Raw genomic sequence first — 19,550 nt, 5'->3', positions numbered from 1 at the left:
CTCCGCCGCCACGCGGGCGGGGCCGAGCACGGCTGGCCGCTCCCCGCCATAGGCCCAATCCAGAAGTTCGACCGTATGCAGGATCGGGATGCCCGTTCCCGAGCCAATCTGCGTCATGCAGCCGATATTGCCCGTCGCGATGATGTCGGGCGCGACGCTTTCGATGTTGCGCAGCTTGCGGGCCTTCAGCATCCCTGAAATCTCCGGCTGCAGCATGTTGTAGGTTCCCGCAGAGCCACAGCACAGATGGCCTTCCGGAATGTCGCGCACCGTGAACCCGGCCCTGGCCAGAAGCGCCTTGGGCTGGTTCACCACCTTCTGTCCGTGCTGCATCGAGCAGGCGGAATGATAGGCGACGACGCCGGATGCGGGCGCATCCGGCGTGGGTAGGTCGAGCGTGGCGAGGAATTCCGTGACATCGCGCGTCAGGCCGGCCACCCGCGCGGCGGGCCCGGCATAGGCCGGATCCTCACGCAGCATATGGCCATAATCCTTGATGGTCGTGCCGCATCCCGACGTCGTGACGATGATCGCGTCGAGGCCGGCGCCATCGATTTCCCGCATCCAGGCATCCACGTTGCGCCGTGCCGATGCGAGCGCTTCGGCTTCGCGTCCCATATGATGGGTCAGCGAACCGCAGCACCCTTCCCCCGGCGCCGACACGACCTCGACGCCGAGCCGGGCCAGGAGCCGGACGGTGGCGGCATTGATGCCCGGATCGAGCACGGACTGGGCGCAGCCGCCCAGCAGCGCGACACGCGCCCGCGCCTGTCCGGCGGCAGGCTGCGCCGCCGCCTGCCCGCCCGCAGGCGGTATACTGGAGGGTGCCAGCCGCAGCATGGCGGCGAGCGGCCGGAGCGGACCCGCCTTGTCGAAGAGCGGCGCCAGCGGGCGCGCCAGTTGCGCCAGCCGCAGCGCGGCGCGGAACCGGGCCGGATAGGGCAGGATCCTGGCCAGGAGCGCTCGGACGATCCGGTCCGGCAGCGGCCGCCTGTATGTCCGCTCGATATGGGCGCGGGCATGATCGACGAGGTGCATGTAGTTCACGCCCGACGGGCACGTCGTCATGCAGGACAGGCAGGACAGGCATCGGTCGATATGGGTGACCGTCTCCGCATCCGCCGGGCGGCCCTCTTCCAGCATGTCCTTGATCAGGTAGATGCGGCCACGCGGGCTGTCCAACTCGTTGCCGAGCGTCACATAGGTCGGGCAGGTGGCCGTGCAGAAGCCGCAATGCACGCAGGCCCGGATGATCTCCTGCGAATGCGCGACATCGGGATCGGCCAGCTGCGCCAGCGAGAAATGAGTCTGCATCGGGTCAGTCCATCCTGCCGGGATTGAGAATTTCCGCCGGGTCGAACTGGCGGCGCAGTCGCTCCGCCAGAGCGGCCAGGGCCGGCGGTTGCGGCTGGAAGACCGGCACCGCCATGCGCGCCTCCAGCGGCGCGCGGATCAGCGTCGCATGGCCGCCGCCATGGCCCGCGACGGCCGCGCGGATCCGTTCCGCCTCCACCCCGTGTTCGAGGCGCAGGAAGATGAGCCCGCCCTGCCAGTCGTAGACGGCATCGGCCGCCATGTGCATGCGCAACGCCATCACCAGTTCGGGGGCACGACTGGGCGTGACCGACAGGCGCCAGACCGCGCGGTGGTCGGGCCCGGCAAAGGGCCGCACATCCCGGACGTCGCGCCACAGGGCGCGGGACTGCGCGCCTTCGATCCGCTCCAGCGTGCCGACACGCTCCATCGCCCCGCCCAGATGCCGTGCCCGCGCCGCAACCGACGGCCCGAACCCTTCCAAGCGCACCAGCGTGGCAGAGGCGCGCCCCAGCGCACCGTCGAGCACACCGGCCGCCACGCCGTAGGGCAGATGGGCGGCACCCGAAACCTCGGCCGAAGAGCCCATGGCCGCAGCCAGCGCACCCGCGGCTTCCTCGTCCTGGAGGTTGCGCAGGACGAGGGTCGTCTCGGCCTCGCAATCGGGCATGACCTTGATCGTCAGATCGGTGATGACGGCGAGCGTTCCCCAGGCGCCGGTCAGCCCCTTGGAAAGATCGTAGCCCGTCACGTTCTTGACCACCCGGCCCCCGGCCTTGAAGACTTCCGCCCGGCCCGAAACCGCGCAAACGCCCAGGACATGGTCCCGCGCGGCGCCCTGCTTGATGCGGCGCGGCCCCGACAGGTTGCACGAGACAACGCCGCCCAGGGTGCCGCCGCCCGCTGCCTGGCCGAGCATGGGCCCGTAGTCGATCGGTTCGAACTCCAGGCGCTGGCCACGCTCGGCAAGGGCGGCCTCGATCTCGGCGATGGGGGTGCCGGCGCGCGCGCTGAGCACCAGCTCGTCCGGCTCGTAGAGGGTGATGCCCGTCAGGCCCGCCAGGCTGAGCGTGCGTGTGGCGCGGGCGGGCCGGCCGATCTCTCGCTTGGTCCCCGCCCCCTCCACCGCGAGCGGCGCCGCATCGGCCACGGCGGCGGCGACGCAGTCGCGCACCGCGGCAACGCTGTGCGGGCAGTGCCTTTCGGCTTCTGGTTCCATGATCGTGCCTTCCGGAGGCTAGAAGCGGGGGAGATCGGGAAACGGCACCTGGCCCCGATGCACATGCATGCGCCCGAGTTCGGCGCAGCGATGCAGCACCGGAAAGACCTTGCCGGGGTTCAGGAGATGCTGTGCGTCGAAGGCGCATTTGACCCGCTGCTGATGGCGCAGATCGTCCTCGTCGAACATTTCCGGCATGAGGTCGCGCTTTTCGATGCCGACGCCATGCTCCCCGGTCAGCACGCCGCCCACCTCCACGCAGAGGCGCAGAATGTCTGCGCCGAAATCCTCCGCGCGCTGCAACTCGTCCTCGTGCGCGGCATCGTACAGGATCAACGGGTGCAGATTGCCGTCGCCGGCATGGAAGACATTGGCCACCCGCAGGCCGTAGCGCTCGGACAGCGCCTTCATGCCGTTCAGGACGTAAGGCAGCGCCTTGCGGGGAATGGTGCCGTCCATGCACAGATAGTCCGGCGAAATACGCCCGACGGCGGGGAAGGCCGCCTTGCGCCCGGCCCAGAAGCGGGCCCGCTCCTCCGCCGAGGTGGAGATGCGCGTCGAACTGGCGCCGTTCGCCCTTGCGATCTCTTCCACGGCCGCCAGGAGGTGGTCCACCTCTTCGGCCGGGCCGTCCAGTTCCACGATCAGCAGCGCCTCCACATCCAGCGGATAGCCGGCATGGACGAAGGCTTCGGCGGCATGGATGGCCGGCCGGTCCATCATCTCCATACCGCCGGGGATGATGCCGCGGGCGATCACGGCGGCCACCGCGGCTCCGGCCTCCTCGCTCGTCGGAAAGCCGATCAGGAGCGCTCGCGCCGTCTCGGGGGCCTGCAGGATGCGCACCGTGACCTCCGTCACCACGCCGAGCAGGCCCTCCGACCCCGTCACCAGGCCCAGAAGGTCATAGCCTTCGCTGTCCAGATGCTTGCCGCCAAGGCGCAGCACCTCGCCCTCGATGGTGACGAGCTCGATGCCGAGCACATTGTTGGCCGTGAGGCCATATTTCAGGCAATGCACGCCGCCGCTGTTCTCGGCGACATTGCCGCCGATGGAACAGGCGATCTGCGAGGACGGGTCCGGCGCATAATAGAAGCCGGCATGCTCCACCGCCCGGGTGATGCCGAGATTGGTCACGCCCGGCTGCACGACAGCGCAGCGATTGTCGAAATCGATGTCGAGGATGCGGTTGAAGCGCGACATGACAAGGAGCACGCCGTCTTCGAGCGGCAGCGCCCCACCGGACAGGGACGTGCCCGAACCCCGGGGAACCACCTTGATGCCTTGCGCATGGCAGTAGTGCAGGATCGCGGCGACCTGGTCCACGGTCTGCGGCAGCACGACGACGAGCGGCAACTGCCGGTAGGCCGTCAGCGCATCCGTCTCGAAAACCCGCATCTCCCGCGTCGCATCCACGACGCCTTCGCCGGGTACGATGGCGCGCAGCGCATCGACGATGGCCGCACGGCGCGCCAGAACCTCCTGGTCGGGTTTCGGCATGGCTATGGTCATCGTGGTTGCGGCCTCCCATCTCCGTCTTTGGAATGCCACTAAATCATTCCCGGTGCGGAAGAAACAGGTGCAACCGGTCTTGGAGGATCACAATGACAATGGAACGCGGGGGGACACTGCAGCGCGGGGGAGCCCGTCTCGAGGTCATGACGGGAGACATCACGACGCTGGCGCTCGACGCCATCGTGAACGCCGCCAATGAAAGCCTTCTGGGGGGCGGCGGCGTCGACGGCGCCATCCACCGCGCCGCCGGTCCGCAGCTCCTGGAAGAATGCCGCACGATCGGCGGCTGCCCGACGGGGGAAGCGCGGATCACCTTCGGCTATGGTCTCCCGGCGCGCCGGGTCATCCACACGGTCGGACCAGTCTGGCACGGCGGCGGCCGGGATGAAGACGCGCTCCTTGCCAGCGCCTACCGGCAGAGCTTCGCCCTGGCCCGCGCCAATGGCGTGCACAGCATCGCCTTTCCGGCCATCTCAACAGGGGTCTACGGCTTTCCGAAGGAGCGGGCGGCGCGGATTGCCCTGCGCGAAGGGGTCGCCGCCGCCGATGCGGGCGGCTTCACGCAGATCGTCTACTGCGCCTTCGGCGCGTCGGATGCGGCCATCCTATCCGCGGCCCTGAAAGAGCTTGCCGGCACGTGAATCCGTCCGGAACGGCGGCCAGCGGGCGGCGTTTCGCCCTGGAGGAAACCCATCCGGAAGGGATCGACCGATGAGCGACGTGAACAGCACCGAACGGCAGATCGACGAGGAAAACCGCTTCCGCAGCGACAAGCTGGACCGGCAGGCCCCATCTTCGGACGATGCACGCCGTGAAGGCGACATGCTGGACGAGGCACTGGAAGACAGCCTTCCGACATCCGACCCGGCATCGCCGGCGCGCATCGACGGGCCGGCCCGGTAAGGCCCGGTCGGGGCCTGTCAGTTCTGGATGGCGATCACCGAGCCGCCATCCACGCGCAGGTTGACGCCATTGATGAAGGATGCGCGGTCGCTGACGAGGAGCGCGATCGCGGCCGCGACCTCATCGGGCTTGCCGCGCCGTTTCTGCACGATGCCGGGCCGCTCCTCGTCCAGGAAGCTGCGCACCGCTTCGTCGAAGGAGACGTTCATCTCTTCGGCCCGCTTCTTCATCATGGCATCGGTCATGGCCGTTTCGATGAAGGCGGGCGCCACCGTGTTGCAGAGGACGCCATTCGCGGCCTCCCGGTAGGACAGGCCTTTGATGAAAGCGACGAGGCTGGCCTTGGCTGTGTTGTAGGTCGCCTCTTCCCAATAGGGCTGGATGGCATTCTCGGAGGCGATGCAGACGAAGCGCCCCCACCCGCCCTGCCGCATCAAGGGTATGGCCGCACGGGCCATGCGCACGGCTGACATGAAGTCGATGGACCAGGCCTCTGCATAATCCGCGTCGGTCAATTCGAGCGGATCGCCCTTGGCGCCCGTAATGCCCGACGTGTGGACGACGATATCAACCGTGCCGAAGCGGTCGGCCGCCTTGCGCACGAGCGCATCCACATCCTCCTGCCGCGTCACGTCGGCGGCGATGGCCAGCGATTCGCCCGGCAGCTTTGCCGCCACCCCATCGATGGCATCCTGATCGCGGTCCGACAGGACGATCCGCACGCCCTCCCGCGCCAGAAGCTCTGCCGTTGCCTGGCCCATGCCGCCGACACCGCCCGTCACGATCGCAACGCGACCCGCAATTCCAAGATCCATCTGCCTGCCTTCTCCGCTGTACCGTGATGCGGCCGGATGGAGCCGCGGATCCTCAAAGGGACCGCGCGTGCCGGGACGATCCCGGCCTTGGACATCGAGCCTTCGGGCGCCTATCTGCGGCACAAACGAAGCGGAAGCCGATTCGGTTTCTGGCCGTTTTCAGGAAACTTCTGGAGCCCGCCATGCCGGATTACGATTTCCGCGCGCCCCGCCTGTTCGTGGACGAGGATTTTAAGAGCGGACAGGCTCTGCAGGCGGGTGCCGAGCAGGCCAATTACCTCGGCAACGTCCTGCGGCTCGCCGACGGAGCACGGGTTCTCATCTTCAATGGGCGGGATGGGGAATGGGCGGCCAGGCTGGTGCGGCATGGCAAGCGCAACCTGCAGCTCGTCCCGGAAGAATGCCTGCGCCCGCAGACCGCGCCGGCCGATCTTCACTACCTCTTCGCACCGCTCAAGCATGCGCGGCTGGACTATATGGTCCAGAAGGCGGTGGAGATGGGCGCCGGCCTGCTGCAGCCCGTCATGACCCAGCATTGCCAGGCGCCGCGCATCAACACGGACCGCATGCGCGCCAATGCGGTGGAGGCTGCCGAACAGTGCGGCATATTGTCGGTGCCGGACTGCCGGGACATGGTCCGCCTGCCGGCCCTGATCGAGAACTGGGATAAGCAACGCTGCCTGATCTTCTGTGACGAGCGCGCCGAGGTGGCCGACCTCGGCACCCTCCTGCGTCCGCTGGCCGGCCGCCCCCAGGCACTTCTGATCGGGCCGGAGGGGGGCTTCTCGTCAGAGGAGCGCGAGCGATTGAGCGCCCTGCCCTATGTCACGCGCATTCCGCTGGGGCCGCGTATCCTGCGGGCCGACACGGCGGCGGTCGCCGCGCTGGCCGTGCTTCAGTCCATGGCGGGCGACTGGCGGTCCTGAACGCGGGGCACGGGCTCCCGCAAAGTTGGACTTGCGCGAGGGCGGGCGCGCGCCATAAGGACCATCTGGACAATCCGCCGGTGGCGGCAAGCGGAAATGGGAAGCCATGGCGCGCGATACGACTGACCTGACGCCGATCGAATCCATCGACGATCTCACGGCCTATATGAAGGGCGGAGAAAAGCCGAAATCCGCTTTCCGCATCGGCACCGAGCACGAGAAGTTCGGCTACTACCGCGACACGCTCGGCCCCGTGCCCTACGAGGGTGAACGCGGCATCCGCGCCCTCCTGGAGGGCATGCAGAGCCTGTCGGGCTGGGAGGCCATCGTCGACGATGGCCGCATCATCGGCCTTGCCGGCGCCTCCGGCCAGGGCGCCATCTCGCTCGAACCCGGCGGCCAGTTCGAGCTGTCCGGCGCGCCCCTCGTCAGCCTGCACGAGACCTGCCGGGAGTCCAACGCACACCTGGCCGACGTGCGTGACGTGGCCCGCCGGCTCGGCATCGAGTTTCTCGGCATCGGCTCCAGCCCGCTCTGGACGATCGACGAAACGCCGATCATGCCCAAATCACGCTACGACATCATGCGCCGATACATGCCCAAGGTCGGGACGCGCGGCCTGGACATGATGCTGCGGACCGCGACGATCCAGGTCAACCTGGACTTCAGCGACGAAGCGGATATGCGCCGCAAGATGCAGATCGGCATGAAGCTGCAGCCCGTGGCCAGCGCGCTCTTTGCCAACTCCCCCTTCACGGACGGGAAGCCGAACGGCCTCGTCTCCTGGCGGTCGGACGTCTGGAAGGATGTCGACAACGCCCGCTCCGGCCTTCTGCCCTTCGTCTTTTCGGACAGCTTCACCTATCGCGACTATGTCGAATGGGCGCTCGATATCCCGATGTATTTCGTCATGCGGGACGACGTCTACCACGATGCGACCGACATCACCTTCCGCCAGTTCCTGGACGGTGCCTTCGCCGGCCGTGTGGACGATGCCACCCCCAATATGGGCGATTGGACCAACCACCTGTCCACCCTGTTCCCGGATGTGCGCCTGAAGCGCTTCATCGAGATGCGGGGCGCCGATGGCGGTCCCTGGCGGCGCATCTGCGCGCTTCCCGCCCTGTGGGTGGGCCTCCTCTACGATGCAGCGAGCCTCGATGCGGTCGAACGGCTGACGGCGGACTGGAGCTTCGAGGAAGTCTCGGCCATGCGCGCAGACGTGCCGCGCCTCGGCTTTGCCACCCCCTTCCGGGACGGCTCGGTGCTGGAGCTTGCTCGGGAGGTGGTCAAGATGGCGCGCCAGGGGCTGGTCGGCCGCAACCTCCTGAACGAGGAAGGCAACGACGAAAGCCACTTCCTGGCGACCCTGGAAGAGGTCGTCGCCCGGGGCACGACCTCGGCCGAAGAGTTGGTGCGGCTCTATGAGACACAGTGGGACCGCTCGATGGACAAGGTGTTCTCGCACCTCGCCTATTGAGCGCTCCGGCAGCACGAAGGCCGCGGGATTTACCGCGCCTCTTCCGCATCCCTCTTGGCAGATGGACCATTTACGCCCATTCTTGCCGAATCGAGGGCAGGATGGGTCGATGAACGACTTTGCCGACTGGCTTGCGGCCATGGCCGCAATGCGGGAGGAAGCGGAGCGGCTGCAACAGCGCTTCCGCATCAGCGCGGAGGATATGCGGCAGGCGACGCAAGCCCTTGCCCCCGCCTTCATGCTTGGCTTCGACCGCCTCGTCGCCGATCAGGCCGCCTTTGCACAGACCATGCAGCGCTTCGCCGGATCACCCGGTGGCAGCGCCATGCCCGGCGGCGCCGCCATGCAGGGCCTGTTCGGGGCACCCGGCCTTGCCGAAGCCGTGGCCCGGCAGGCCGCCATGGCCAGCGGCCTTGCGCCCGACATGCTCATGCGCCTGATGCCGGACCTGTCCGCCATGGCGATGGACGCCTTCCTGAAAGGCGGCGCCGACGGCAGGCGCCACCTGCCGACGGACCTCGCCGCCCCCTGGATGGCCGAGTTGATGCGCCGCTCCGCCAACGCGCTGGAGGCTTTCGGCCGCCCCGCAGCGCGCGAAGGCCATGCACCAACCACACCGGCAGAAGCCATGGCGCGCATGATGACCGATACGATGGCCGCTTTCGGCATGCCCTTCGCCGCACCCGCCGCCGGCCGCGAGCCACCGCGCACCGCGCCTCCGCCACCGCCGCCACAACCCTTCGACTGGCTCGATGCCGGCCGCCAGATGCAGGCCGGCTATGTCCGGGACATGATGGCGATCTTTGATCGGCACCCGCCCGCGTCCAAAACGGGCGAGACGACTGAGGGCCCGGCGCGATGATGCAGCCGGCCCCCGCGGGGCTCGATACCCCGGATTTCATCCTGCGAGGCAAAGGCCCTGCCCTGCGGCCGTCTGGCTGCAACGGCCCGATGCGCGCATCTTCCCGGGGCAGCGTCCCCTTCCACGAGGTTCCTTCAGCCGAATGCTGATCTTCAACGCAATTGTCGTCGTTTTCCTGATTTTCCTGAACGGCTTTTTCGCCATGTCCGAGCTGGCCGTCGTTTCCGCCCGGCGCGGGCGGCTGCAGCAGATGGCGCAGGAGGGCAGCCACGGTGCTGCCAGGGCGCTCAAGCTGGCCGACGATCCCACGAGCTTCCTGTCCACGGTGCAGGTCGGCATCACGCTGGTCGGCATCTTCGCCGGCGCCTTCGGTGCCTCCGCCTTTGCCGGCCCGCTGGCGGACATGCTGGCGCCGATTCCCGGCATCGGCGCCTATTCCCAGGGCATCGCCTTCACCACGGTGGTCGTGGTCATCACTTATCTGTCGCTGATCCTGGGTGAGTTGGTGCCCAAGCGCTACGCCCTGGCCCATGCCGAGCGGATCGCCTCGCTGGTGGCGCCCTTCATGCTGATGCTGGCGCGCATCGGCGCTCCGATCGTCTGGTTCCTGCGCGTTTCGACCGAGACCGTTTCGCGCCTGTTCGGCCTGGCCGGCCAGTCCGACCAGACGGTGACGGAGGAAGAGGTCAAGGCCATGATCGCCGAAGGCACGCAGAGCGGTGTCTTCGAGCCCAAGGAGCGGGAGATGATCGAGGGCGTGCTGCGCATCGCCGACCGGACCGCCCGATCCGTGATGGTGCCGCGGCCCGACGTCTTCTGGGTCAGCATCCAGGACCCGTTCGAAAGCGTCCTGGACGAGATCCATTCGAGCGGCCATTCCCGCATCCCCGTCGCGGGCGACAATCCCGACGACATTATCGGCGTGGTGCAGGCCAAGGATCTGCTCGACCAGTTCCGGCGCACCGGCGCCATCGATGTGCGCGCCGCACTGCGCGAGCCGCTCTACGTCAACGAATCCATGCCCGTCCTGCGGCTCCTGGACCGCTTCCAGTCCGCCTCCACCCACATGGCCGTGGTGTTGGACGAGTACGGCTCCTTCGAAGGCGTCGTCACGCCCACCGATATCCTGGCCTCCATTGCCGGCGCCATGCCGGAGGGGATCGAGGAAGAGCACGGCGTGACGCAGCGTGCCGACGGCTCCTGGCTCATCGATGCCGGCATGACGGTCGACAACGTCGAGCGCGCTCTGCCGGAGCTGCGCTTCCCGCGCGAGCGAGATTACGAGACTCTGGCCGGATTCATCCTGAACGAGTTCGGCCATATTCCGGAGGTCGGCGAAAGCTTCCTCTACGAGGGCTGGACCATCGAGATCGTGGATATGGACGGCCGCAGGATCGACAAGGTGCTGGCCATGCAGAAGCCGGCCACGGCGCTTGGCGGCGAGATGTCGGAGTTCTGACGCGGTCCATGAAAAAAGCCGCCCCGGTGCATCCGGAGCGGCTTCACATGCGCAGTCTGTCGGAAGGATCGGTCCGATACCGTGGTTTTACGCTCAAAGGCCGCGCCGGCGACGGGCGGCGGTCACGGCCAGCCGATAGGTTGCGTCTTCGCGCCAGTCGCAATGCAGCGCCTGGGAAACATCGTCACGCTTCAGGCCGAGATCGGTCAGTATGTAATCCGGCATTTCGGACAGGTGGTAGGCGTGACGACGGTTGCGCCAGGCGCGGAACAGGGCGGCAAGCGCCGCAAATCCGACGGACAGACTGGCCGACAGGCGCGTTCTTTCCAGGGGGCCGCCGCCCCTTAGCGTGATGGACATTCCGAACTCCTTTCTCGGGTTTTTAGGACGGCCGGGCCCGTTCAGCGAAACGGGATGTTTCGCCGGCCGATCTGCACGGAAAGTCCTTGACGACTGTGGAGTTAGAAGGCCCGCGTTGATTAAGCCAACGAATGTTTGTAATGCTATCCATCATCTCAAGTGATGGATGGATGCGATGGCCGCCCCCCTGGATCTGGACCAGCTTCGCAGTTTTCTGGCCGTGGTTGATACGGGCAGTTTCACCCGCGCCGCGGAGGATGTGTTCAAGACGCAATCGGCCGTCTCCATGCAGATCCGCCGCCTGGAGGAACGGCTCGGCAAGGATCTGTTCGAGCGCAATGGCCGCAACGTGCGGCTGACCGACGAGGGCTCCCGCCTCCTCAACTATGCGCGGCGCATGATGGCGCTCAGCCAGGAGACGCTCACCGCCTTCGACGAAGAGCATATTTCCGGCCACGTCCGCATCGGCCTGCCGGACGATTATGCCGAGCGCTTCCTGCCCGAGATCATGGGCCGCTTCGTGCGCTCCAATCCCCGCGTGGAATTGCAGATCGCCTGCGAGACGACGAGCAGCCTGGTCGAGCATGTCGAAAAGGGGCATCTGGACGTCGCGCTGGTCTGCCCATCGAAGACACATGCCTGGTCGGAGATCGTCCGGCGCGAGCCGCTGCATTTCGTGACCTCCGCCTCCCATTCCGTCCATCTGGAGGAGGTCGTGCCGCTGGCCATCGGGCGCGCGGACTGCGTCTGGCGCAAGCAGGGCGTCGATGCGCTGCGCCGTGTCGGGCGGCAGCACCGGATCCTGTTCACGAGCTGGTCGGCGACCATCGTAACCTCCGCCGTCCTGGCGGGCCTGGCCGTCAGCGTCCTGCCGGAATGCGCGCTGCGCCCCGGCATGCGCGTCCTGACGGAGGCCGATGGCTTCCCCCGGCTCAAGGATGCGGAAGTGGCGGTGATGCGCGGCAAGAACAGCGATACGCCGGTCATCTCGGCGCTGGTGGAGCATATCCGCGAAAGCCTGCGCAACCTGGTGCCGCCGACGGAGGAAAAACCCACAGCGCGCGCGCTGCCGGAAACGCGGATGATCCGCTCGCAGCGGCTGCGGCCGGGCATGAGCGTCGCGGGATGGTGATGCTCGATGACGGGCCGTCCGTCACCAATGCGGGCGAATATTCCGTTTCCGAACTGTCGGGCGCGCTCAAGCGCACGGTGGAAGACCGGTTCTCTCATGTCCGCGTGCGGGGCGAGATCTCGGGCTATCGCGGGCCGCACGCTTCCGGCCACGCCTATTTCTGCCTGAAGGACGACCGCGCCCGGCTGGACGCGGTGATCTGGCGCACCGCCTTCGCCAAGCTCGACTTCAAGCCGGAGGAAGGGCTGGAGGTCATCGCAACCGGTCGCCTGACGACATTCCCCGGCTCGTCCAAATACCAGATCGTCATCGACGCCCTGAAGCCGGCCGGGGCGGGCGCGCTGATGGCGCTCCTGAACGAGCGCCGCCTCAAACTCGAGGCCGAGGGCCTGTTCGATCCTGCCCGCAAGCGGCCCCTGCCCTTCCTGCCCCGCGTCATCGGCATCGTCACCTCGCCCACCGGCGCCGTGATAAGGGACATCTGCCACCGTATTGCCGACCGCTACCCCTTGCATCTCCTGGTCTGGCCTGTGCGGGTGCAGGGCGAAACGTCCAGCGCCGAGGTGGCGGAGGCCATCCGCGGTTTCAACGCCATTGCGCCCGGCGGGCCGGTTCCCCGGCCGGACCTGTTGATCGTGGCGCGGGGCGGCGGCAGCCTCGAAGACCTGTGGGGCTTCAACGACGAGGGTGTCGTGCGGGCGGCCGCAGCTTCCGACATACCGCTCATCTCCGCCGTCGGGCATGAGACCGACTGGACCCTGATCGACCATGCCGCCGATCTGCGCGCGCCCACGCCCACCGGCGCGGCGGAGATCGCCGTCCCCGTGCGGTCCGAACTCATCGCCCGCGTGGCGCAGCTCCATGCGCGGCTCGATGCCGGCATGGCGCGCCAGATGCAGCAAGAGCGGCGTGCCCTTTCGGCGCTCGTCCGCGCCCTGCCGGCCAGCGACATGCTGCTGGCCACCCAGCGCCGCCAGTTCGACGAAGCGGCCATCGGCCTCGAACGCGCCTTGTCCGACAGCGTGGCTGCGGAGCGGCGCCGCTTCACCGAAGCGGCCGCCAAGCTGCAGCCCGGCCGGCTCACGATCCTGATCAGTGGCTTGAGAGCGCGGCTGACCACCGGCGCGCACCGCGCCGACCAGGCGATCGCGTCGCGGCTGGGCATCCGGCGCCATGCCTTTGTCGGTGCGGCCTCCGCCCTGCGGGCCAACCTCCTGGACCAGCGCCTGGCGGAGGCGCGCCGCCGCCTGGCCCCGATCGGTCCCGCGATCGATCTGAGCTGGCAACGCGCCGCCGAGCGCCGCATCGCCGCCCTTGCCTCCACGTGGCGCGTCGCCGCGAGCCTCGACCCGCGCCGCGTCTTGGAGCGCGGCTATGCCATCATCCGGGACGAGGACGGCCATACCGTCACCCGCGCCGCCGGATTGAAGGCGGCCCGCCCGTTCAGCGTCGAGTTCGCCGGCGGGGAAACACGGCAAGCCGTGGCCCTGGATGGCGCCGCGACCGAGCCGAGGCGCTCCCGGCGCGCCACCCCGGCCAGCGCCGACACGCCGCAGGGCGACCTTTTCTAAGGGATAGGCGCGTCAGCCCAGGGCGATCCCCGCGACCCACCGCGCCTGCGCGGGCACGCAGGAGCGCACATCGTAATTCCCCACCGCATGCGCGCGCGCCGCGGTTCCAAGCCGTGCGCGCAGCGGCGCATCGCCCAGAAGCCGGTCGATGGCGCCGGCCAGCGCGCCTGTATCGAAGAAGTCCACCATCAGCCCCGTTTTCTCGTGCGTGACGACCTCGCGCACGGGGGCTGTATCGCTGGCCACGATGGCGCAGCCGGCGCTCATCGCCTCCAGAAGCGACCAGGAGAGCACGTAAGGCACCGTCAGATACACATGCACCGTCGATAGCTGCAGGATCGCGACGAAGGCGTCGTAAGGGACTGTGCCAACGAAATGGACGCAGGCGCGCGCTTCTGCCGGCAGGCTAGCGTTCAGCTCCGCCTCGTAGAGGGCCCGCCATGTCCCCTCCGGTGGTGGGCTGCCATAGCCCTCCCGGTCGCGGCCGACGATGATGACATGCGCCCGCGGCCGCTTCCTGAGCAGTTCCGGCAGCGCGCGCAGGAAGCGGTGGAAGCCGCGATAGGGCTCCAGCGTCCGGCTGACGAAGGTCACCACCTCGTCCCGGCGCGTGAGCGCCAGGCCCGGGCGCGGCTGGATCGTCACCCCCGGATGGGGAACCAGCCGTTGCGTGTCGATGCCGTCATGGGCAACGGTGATGCGTGGGCGCATATGCGCCGGGAACCCATCGGCCTGCCAATGCGTCGGCGACAGGCCGCCGGCTGCTTGCGCGAAGCTCAGTTCCACCGGCACGTTCATGATGCGGGTGATGAGCGCCGCGTCCCGGTGCGCCTGTGCAAATTCGGGATCGAAGTCCCAATGGGACTGGGTCGGGCGTCCGTAGAGTTCGCAATAAAGGCCGAGCCGCGCTTCCGGCCAGGCATCGCGCAGGAACATCAGTTCACCCCAGTCGGGGTGGCCGATGATGGCATCCGGCATGTAGCCGCCCGCCCGCAGCGTGACCGCCTTGCGATAGGCCGCCTCCCCCAGGATCACCTGGGATTCGAAATGGCCGACCCAGGGATGCACGCCTTCGGCCGAGCCGCGCGCCGGCACATATTCATGCAGGGTGACGCCCTCCAGCATGGCCGGCATGCCCGGGCGCCCGTGCAGCGCCGCCACCTCATAGGCGCCGCTGCGCGCCATCGTCGCCGCCAGGTGCTTGAACTGGCCGGGGAAATGCCGGTGCACGAAGAGGATCTTCGTCATGCATGCCCCCGTGCGACGGCGTCGATCCAGCGGAGCTGCCGCGGCACGCAGTCCTGCAGGCTGTAGCGGGCCTGCGCCAGCCGACGTGCCGCAGTGCCGAGGCGCCGGCGTTCGCCCGGCGCATCGCACAGGCCGATCACCCGCTCGGCCAGGGCCGCAACATCGAAGAAATCCGTCAGGATGCCCGTTTTCCCGTGCTCCACCACCTCCCGGACCGGTTCGGTATCGCTCGCCACGATGGCACAGGCCGTGCTCATCGCCTCGATGAGCGACCAGGACAGAACGAAGGGATAGGTCAGGTAGACATGGACCGTGGAGAGCTGGAGGATCGTCAGAAAATCGCCATAGGCGATCCGCCCGACGAAATGCACGCGAGAGAATTCCTGCGCCGGGACTGCCTCCCGCAGTTCGGCGGTGAAGCGATCCTTCCACGTGCCGGTTGGCGGCCGTGGGCCATAGCCCCCCGTGCTGCCATCCGCGCCCACGATGACGATGCGCGCCTTCGGCCGGGCCTTCAGGATCGCCGGCAAAGCCCGCATGAAGATATGGAAGCCGCGATAGGGCTCCAGGTGCCGGCTGACGAAGGTGATGACCTCGTCACCATATCGGATGGCCGCGTCCCCCGCGATGCCCGGCGGCAGCAATGCCGCCGCGTCGGGACGAATCCGGTCCGTATCCACCCCGTCATGCGCCACCGTGATGCGCTGCCGAACGGCTGGCGGAAAGGTCGATGCCTGGAACTGCGTCGGCGAAAGGCCGGACACGGCTCGATCGAAGGACAGATCGAAGGGCAGGTTCAGGTAGCGCGCCCGCGGATCGGCCGAGGGGTTCGGCTTGCCGGTGAATTCGGGATCGAAATCCCAATTCGACCCCGTGCCCCGGTAGTAGAGCTCGCAATAGACGCCGATCCGCGCCCGCGGCCAGATATCGGCCAGGAAGATCAACTCGCCCCAGCCATGATGGCCGATGATGACATCCGGTGCGTAGCCTTCGGCCCGCATGGCAAGCGCGCGGCGGGCCGCCGCCTCGCCATGGATCAGCGCATTCTCCGTCTCGCCCAGCCAGGGGTGGATGCCGGGCGCGAGGGCGCGGGCCGGAGCGTAGGCACGCAGCCGCATCCCGCCGACCTCGTCCGGCAGGTCCTCGCGCTTGTGCAGGGCGGTTACACGGGTGCCCGGCTGGCGCGCCAGGAAGGGGGCCACATGTTTGAACTGGGCCGGGAAATTATTGTGGACGAAGAGGATCTCCATCGCCGTCAGAACCTGGCGAGCGCCTCGACCCACCGGCGGGCCCGGGGCAAGGCCACGCGCCGCAGGTCGAAGCGCTGCTGGACAAGGGACCGGGCGGCGGCGCCCAGCCTTTCCCGCAGGGCCGGGCTTGCCAGAAGCGTGGCGATGCAGTCGACGAGACCGTCCGTGTCGAAAAAATCGACGAGGCGCCCCGTCTCGCCATCCGTCACCACCTCGCGGACGGGATCGCCGTCCGCCGCCACGACACAGGCCCCGACGCTCATCGCCTCCAGGACGGCCTGTGGCAGCGGCAGGGGATAGGACAAATGCAGGTACAGCGTCGTGCGCTGCAGGATGTGCAGCCTTCCCTGCGCATCCGGCTGGCCGATGAAGTGCACCCGGCGCCGATCCTGCGGGCGCATGTCGGCCCAGGCTTTCCCGGCGAAACGCTCCCGCCAGCTTGTGCCATCCGGCGCGGCGACATCGCGCCCGATGACGACCAGATGAGCCGTCGGACAGGCCGCGAGCATAGCCGGCGCAGCGCGTATGAGGCGGTGAAGCCCGCTGGCAGGGTCCAGCACGGGAGCCTCGAAGGTGATGACCGTGCTGGTCGCGTCGAGGGATGTTTCCTCATCGAGCGCGACGGTGGCGGCGGGATCGGGCGAAAAGCGCTGCGTATCGACACCGTGCGGCAGGATGCCGAGCCGTTCGGCGATCTGCGGCGGGAAGCTCCGCGCCTGGAACGCCGTCGGCGCATAGCCGGCATCCATCCCCCGCAGCGAAAGGTCCAGATGCAGGTTCTGGAAGAGCGGACGCCCCTGCGGCAAGGGATCGCCCTCCGCAAATTCAGGGTCGAAGCTCACGTCGCGCCCATCGGACCGGAGGTAATAGTCGCAGGACAGGGCGATGCGCGCCTGGGGCCAGACATCCCGAATGAAGAGCATTTCCCCGCCGGACGGATGTCCGATGATCACATCGGGATCGAAGCCACCGGCGCGCAGGCCGAGCGCCGCGCGGAAGACCGTCTCGCCACGGATCGTGCGCGCCTCCAGGGGCTGCAGCCAGGGATGGACGTCCGGGCAGGATCCGCGCTGTGCCACGCATCCGAACAGCGCGACGCCGCCGGCACGGTCCGGCAGGTCGCTGCGCATGTGCAAGGCGGCCACGCGGTGTGTGCCGTTGCGCGCAAGATCGGGTGCGAGGTGACGGAAGGGTCCGGGAAACCGGCTGTGAACGAACAGGAACTTCATGGAAGGGGCCGGCATGCCTCTCGTCGAATGCGCTATAGGATAAACTCTATATCGCGCGCGAACGTCCCGGTCCACGGGTGGGGGGTGCGCCCCTGCCGAACGGGCGATCCCAAGCGAAATGCTCGAAATCGCCTGCGTCGGTCCTATCTGCCATCCGCAGCAACGCGCATCAGGAGCATCGCATGGCCGCCGACGACCTCTTCTTCCTGCGCACCGGCTCAGAGGCCGGCGCTTTCGTCCTCGTCTCCCTGGGGGAGGCCGAGCCGATCGATGCACGGGCGCACCTCGAGGGCGCCGGAACGGACGGCGACGGCGCGCCGCTCGACCTGTCGGGCGACCTGCCGAGCGTGCTGCGCGATGCGACCGAATATGCGCTTCTGAACGGCTACGATATCCGCATCGAGCTGAACGGCCGGACATGGCCCGAGCATCTGGGCGTCATCGGCAATGCGTCGGAGCCCGCAACCCCGCGCGCTTAAGGGGCGACGAGCGCGGTGACGCCGAACCGGTCCAGCGCGGACCGGAACTCGGCATCGGGCTCCTCATCGGTGATGATCGCCTCGATATCGGCCAGGGATGCAACCTGCGCGACGAACTGGCGGTGCAGCTTGGAATGATCCGCCAGGACGAAGGATTTGAGGCCGCGCGCCAGCATGCGCCGCTTGATGGCCACCGCATCGAGATTGGCGTCCGTAATGCCGGAATGGCTGATGCCGCTGGCGCTGATGAAGGCCTTGTCCGCATTGTAGCGGGCCAGGAAATCCACCGTCTCCGTCCCAAAGACCGCCGCTTCCCGGCTGTTCAGCTTGCCGGGGCACACGATCACCTCGATCGTTGCGCTCTGGCCAAGCGTGGCCGCAATGGCCAGGCTGTTGGTCAGGACGATCAGATCCCGCGCCGTCGCGGCCAGGGCCTTGGCGAGTTGATAGTTGGTCGAGCCCGCATCGATCATCAGGACGTCATTGGGCTGCACGAGATCGCAGGCGCAACGTCCGATCCGCGCCCGTTCCTCCACATAGGCGCGGTTGCGCTCACCGAAGGGCGGTTGCACGCCCATGGGGGCGGCCGCCGCCCCGCCGAAGGAGCGGGCGATCAGCCCCTCTTCGCTGAGCGCCTCCAGGTCCCGCCGGACGGTTTCGTTCGACACGCCGAACAAGGCCGCCAGATCGGCGATCCGCACATGCGGGCGCATCTCGACCTCGCGCAGGATGCGCTCCCAGCGATCGCTCTTGCGCAGCCGGACCTTCATGCACGCCGCGCCGCAAGGATACGGTCGGCGATCTCGGAAAAACCGCGTCCGCCGACATGCTGCGTCATGTAGCGCGGCCACTCATGTTGCGGGGAGCGTCCCTGCATGTAGTTGGCGACGGCCACGCCGTTGCGGAAAAACGCGAACATCGGCCCGTCATTGGGCGAATCCCCCGCATAGAGCACGCGGTGATTCTCCGTTTCGATGTCGCAGGCGAAGCGTTCTGAAAGAAGGCGGCGGGTCATGGTCAGCTTGTCGTGGGAACCGAACCACCCATTGACATGAATCGACGACACTTTTGCAATGGCCCCCGCCTCTTCGAAGCAGGCGACGATCCGATCGACGGCCGCGCCCTCCAGTGCCGGCACATCTTCGGCGAAGTCGATGGCAAGGTCGGTTTCGCGGAAGGGCTGGTCTGCGGCGATGCGCGCATCCGGCACCCTATCCCGCACCCTGTGGGCGATGGCGCCGAGGCGCTCGCGATTGGCCTGCCGTGTCGCGTCGTCTGCCTGGTAGACCCGGCACATCCCGCCTTCCCTCTTCCGCGCATAATAGAAGGCGCCGTTCTCGCCGACCACGGCGTCCACCGGCCAGAGCCGCGCGATCAGATCACACCATCCGGCAGGCCGGCCGGTCACCGGAATGACCGTCAGCCCGGCGGCCGACAGCCGCTCCAGCGCGTCATAGGCCACTGCCGGCAGCCGCCCCTCATGGGTCAGCGTGTCGTCGATATCGGTCAGGACAAAGTCCACCTGCGCCAGATCCTGCGCCGACACGGCCGCGAAGGGTTCCCACGCGTCCGCACCACCTGACCGCATCGTCGTTGCCTCATCCATTCCCATCTGTTCCTCCCTGCAATTCTGAGGAACATTCCACAAAAAACACAAAACATCGACAAATTATCCGTGATCGGCTTGCGATATTCCACAGTTCCCGTTTAGGTTGCACGTGCAAGGGCAGGGAGGCCCGGCCCACTTCGTGTTCCAAGGGAGGATTTGGACCATGGCTTCGACCGACA

General features: G+C 67.7%; 19 protein-coding genes. 9 read left to right on the top strand and 10 right to left on the bottom strand.

All coding sequences use genetic code 11. From position 1 onward, the window contains the following. From glcF to AUL30_RS18705, 3 genes are all read right to left on the bottom strand, one after another. On the bottom strand, positions 1-1,314 hold a 1,314-nt coding region (gene glcF / locus AUL30_RS18715), incomplete at its 3' end, for a glycolate oxidase subunit GlcF (protein ID WP_062229409.1). 4 nt (positions 1,315-1,318) lie between these two features. Continuing rightward, entirely contained in the window at positions 1,319-2,533 is a 1,215-nt protein-coding gene (gene glcE / locus AUL30_RS18710; RefSeq protein ID WP_062229408.1) for a glycolate oxidase subunit GlcE, read from the bottom strand. 18 nt (positions 2,534-2,551) lie between these two features. Further along, complete coding sequence (locus tag AUL30_RS18705) at positions 2,552-4,045, bottom strand: FAD-linked oxidase C-terminal domain-containing protein (RefSeq protein WP_062229407.1); 1,494 nt, start codon at positions 4,043-4,045, stop codon at positions 2,552-2,554. A 92-nt stretch (positions 4,046-4,137) separates the two neighbouring features. Between AUL30_RS18705 and AUL30_RS18700 the strand changes: the two genes are divergently transcribed. Further along, positions 4,138-4,689 (top strand): O-acetyl-ADP-ribose deacetylase, encoded by a 552-nt coding sequence (locus AUL30_RS18700; protein WP_083508078.1) that lies wholly within the window; start codon positions 4,138-4,140, stop codon positions 4,687-4,689. 70 nt (positions 4,690-4,759) lie between these two features. Then, positions 4,760-4,951 (top strand): hypothetical protein, encoded by a 192-nt coding sequence (locus tag AUL30_RS18695; RefSeq protein WP_062229405.1) that lies wholly within the window; start codon positions 4,760-4,762, stop codon positions 4,949-4,951. Positions 4,952-4,968: 17 nt separating this feature from the next. Here the strand turns inward: AUL30_RS18695 and AUL30_RS18690 are convergent, their stop codons facing one another. Next, complete coding sequence (locus AUL30_RS18690; protein ID WP_062229404.1) at positions 4,969-5,766, bottom strand: SDR family NAD(P)-dependent oxidoreductase; 798 nt, start codon at positions 5,764-5,766, stop codon at positions 4,969-4,971. Between the two features lie 182 nt (positions 5,767-5,948). Here AUL30_RS18690 and AUL30_RS18685 point away from each other — a divergent pair, with 182 nt between their 5' ends. The 4 genes from AUL30_RS18685 (at position 5,949) to AUL30_RS18670 (ending at position 10,493) form a co-directional block, all read left to right on the top strand. After that, on the top strand, positions 5,949-6,692 hold the full coding sequence (locus AUL30_RS18685; protein ID WP_062229403.1) for a 16S rRNA (uracil(1498)-N(3))-methyltransferase: 744 nt from the start codon (positions 5,949-5,951) through the stop codon (positions 6,690-6,692). Between the two features lie 106 nt (positions 6,693-6,798). After that, positions 6,799-8,172, top strand: coding sequence for a glutamate--cysteine ligase (locus tag AUL30_RS18680; protein WP_062229402.1), 1,374 nt, complete (start codon positions 6,799-6,801; stop codon positions 8,170-8,172). Between the two features lie 109 nt (positions 8,173-8,281). Beyond that, the gene (locus tag AUL30_RS18675; RefSeq protein WP_062229401.1) at positions 8,282-9,034 is read left to right on the top strand and encodes a hypothetical protein; all 753 of its coding nucleotides are present in this window, start codon (positions 8,282-8,284) and stop codon (positions 9,032-9,034) included. A gap of 142 nt (positions 9,035-9,176) precedes the next feature. After that, entirely contained in the window at positions 9,177-10,493 is a 1,317-nt protein-coding gene (locus AUL30_RS18670) for a hemolysin family protein (RefSeq protein WP_062229400.1), read from the top strand. 93 nt (positions 10,494-10,586) lie between these two features. Here the strand turns inward: AUL30_RS18670 and AUL30_RS18665 are convergent, their stop codons facing one another. Further along, positions 10,587-10,853 (bottom strand): DUF1127 domain-containing protein, encoded by a 267-nt coding sequence (locus AUL30_RS18665; protein ID WP_062229399.1) that lies wholly within the window; start codon positions 10,851-10,853, stop codon positions 10,587-10,589. A 175-nt stretch (positions 10,854-11,028) separates the two neighbouring features. Between AUL30_RS18665 and AUL30_RS18660 the strand changes: the two genes are divergently transcribed. Further along, the gene (locus tag AUL30_RS18660; RefSeq protein WP_062229431.1) at positions 11,029-11,985 is read left to right on the top strand and encodes a LysR family transcriptional regulator; all 957 of its coding nucleotides are present in this window, start codon (positions 11,029-11,031) and stop codon (positions 11,983-11,985) included. Continuing rightward, on the top strand, positions 11,979-13,556 hold the full coding sequence (gene xseA, locus AUL30_RS18655) for an exodeoxyribonuclease VII large subunit (protein WP_062229398.1): 1,578 nt from the start codon (positions 11,979-11,981) through the stop codon (positions 13,554-13,556). Before AUL30_RS18660 ends, xseA begins: the two co-directional genes overlap by 7 nt. A 12-nt stretch (positions 13,557-13,568) precedes the next feature. On the opposite strand, the gene AUL30_RS18650 is transcribed toward xseA, so the two are convergent. Genes AUL30_RS18650 through AUL30_RS18640 form a run of 3 tightly spaced genes read right to left on the bottom strand, consistent with a single transcriptional unit; the run spans position 13,569 to position 17,283 of the window. Next, complete coding sequence (locus AUL30_RS18650; RefSeq protein WP_062229397.1) at positions 13,569-14,804, bottom strand: glycosyltransferase; 1,236 nt, start codon at positions 14,802-14,804, stop codon at positions 13,569-13,571. Continuing rightward, positions 14,801-16,054, bottom strand: a complete 1,254-nt coding sequence (locus tag AUL30_RS18645; RefSeq protein WP_062229396.1) for a glycosyltransferase — start codon at positions 16,052-16,054, stop codon at positions 14,801-14,803. The genes AUL30_RS18650 and AUL30_RS18645 overlap by 4 nt, the downstream gene beginning before the upstream one ends. Before the next feature lie 5 nt (positions 16,055-16,059). Then, on the bottom strand, positions 16,060-17,283 hold the full coding sequence (locus AUL30_RS18640) for a glycosyltransferase (protein ID WP_192843088.1): 1,224 nt from the start codon (positions 17,281-17,283) through the stop codon (positions 16,060-16,062). A gap of 182 nt (positions 17,284-17,465) precedes the next feature. On the opposite strand from AUL30_RS18640, the gene AUL30_RS19980 reads away from it, so the two are divergent. Further along, positions 17,466-17,762 carry a hypothetical protein gene (locus tag AUL30_RS19980; RefSeq protein WP_062229394.1) on the top strand — a complete coding sequence of 99 codons (297 nt, stop codon included), beginning with the start codon at positions 17,466-17,468 and terminating at the stop codon, positions 17,760-17,762. Here the strand turns inward: AUL30_RS19980 and AUL30_RS18630 are convergent. Further along, complete coding sequence (locus AUL30_RS18630) at positions 17,759-18,532, bottom strand: DeoR/GlpR family DNA-binding transcription regulator (protein ID WP_083508076.1); 774 nt, start codon at positions 18,530-18,532, stop codon at positions 17,759-17,761. The genes AUL30_RS19980 and AUL30_RS18630 overlap by 4 nt on opposite strands. Then, a complete protein-coding gene (locus AUL30_RS18625; RefSeq protein WP_244490897.1) occupies positions 18,529-19,368 on the bottom strand; it encodes an HAD-IIB family hydrolase in 840 nt (279 codons plus the stop codon). The genes AUL30_RS18630 and AUL30_RS18625 overlap by 4 nt, the downstream gene beginning before the upstream one ends. Between the last annotated feature and the right edge of the window lie 182 nt (positions 19,369-19,550).

The organism is Aureimonas frigidaquae (genome assembly GCF_001463905.1).
In the GTDB taxonomy this organism is placed as follows: domain Bacteria; phylum Pseudomonadota; class Alphaproteobacteria; order Rhizobiales; family Rhizobiaceae; genus Aureimonas; species Aureimonas frigidaquae.
The sequence above is the reverse complement of the archived record's forward strand: the minus strand, read 5'-3'. Positions and strand labels throughout refer to the sequence as shown.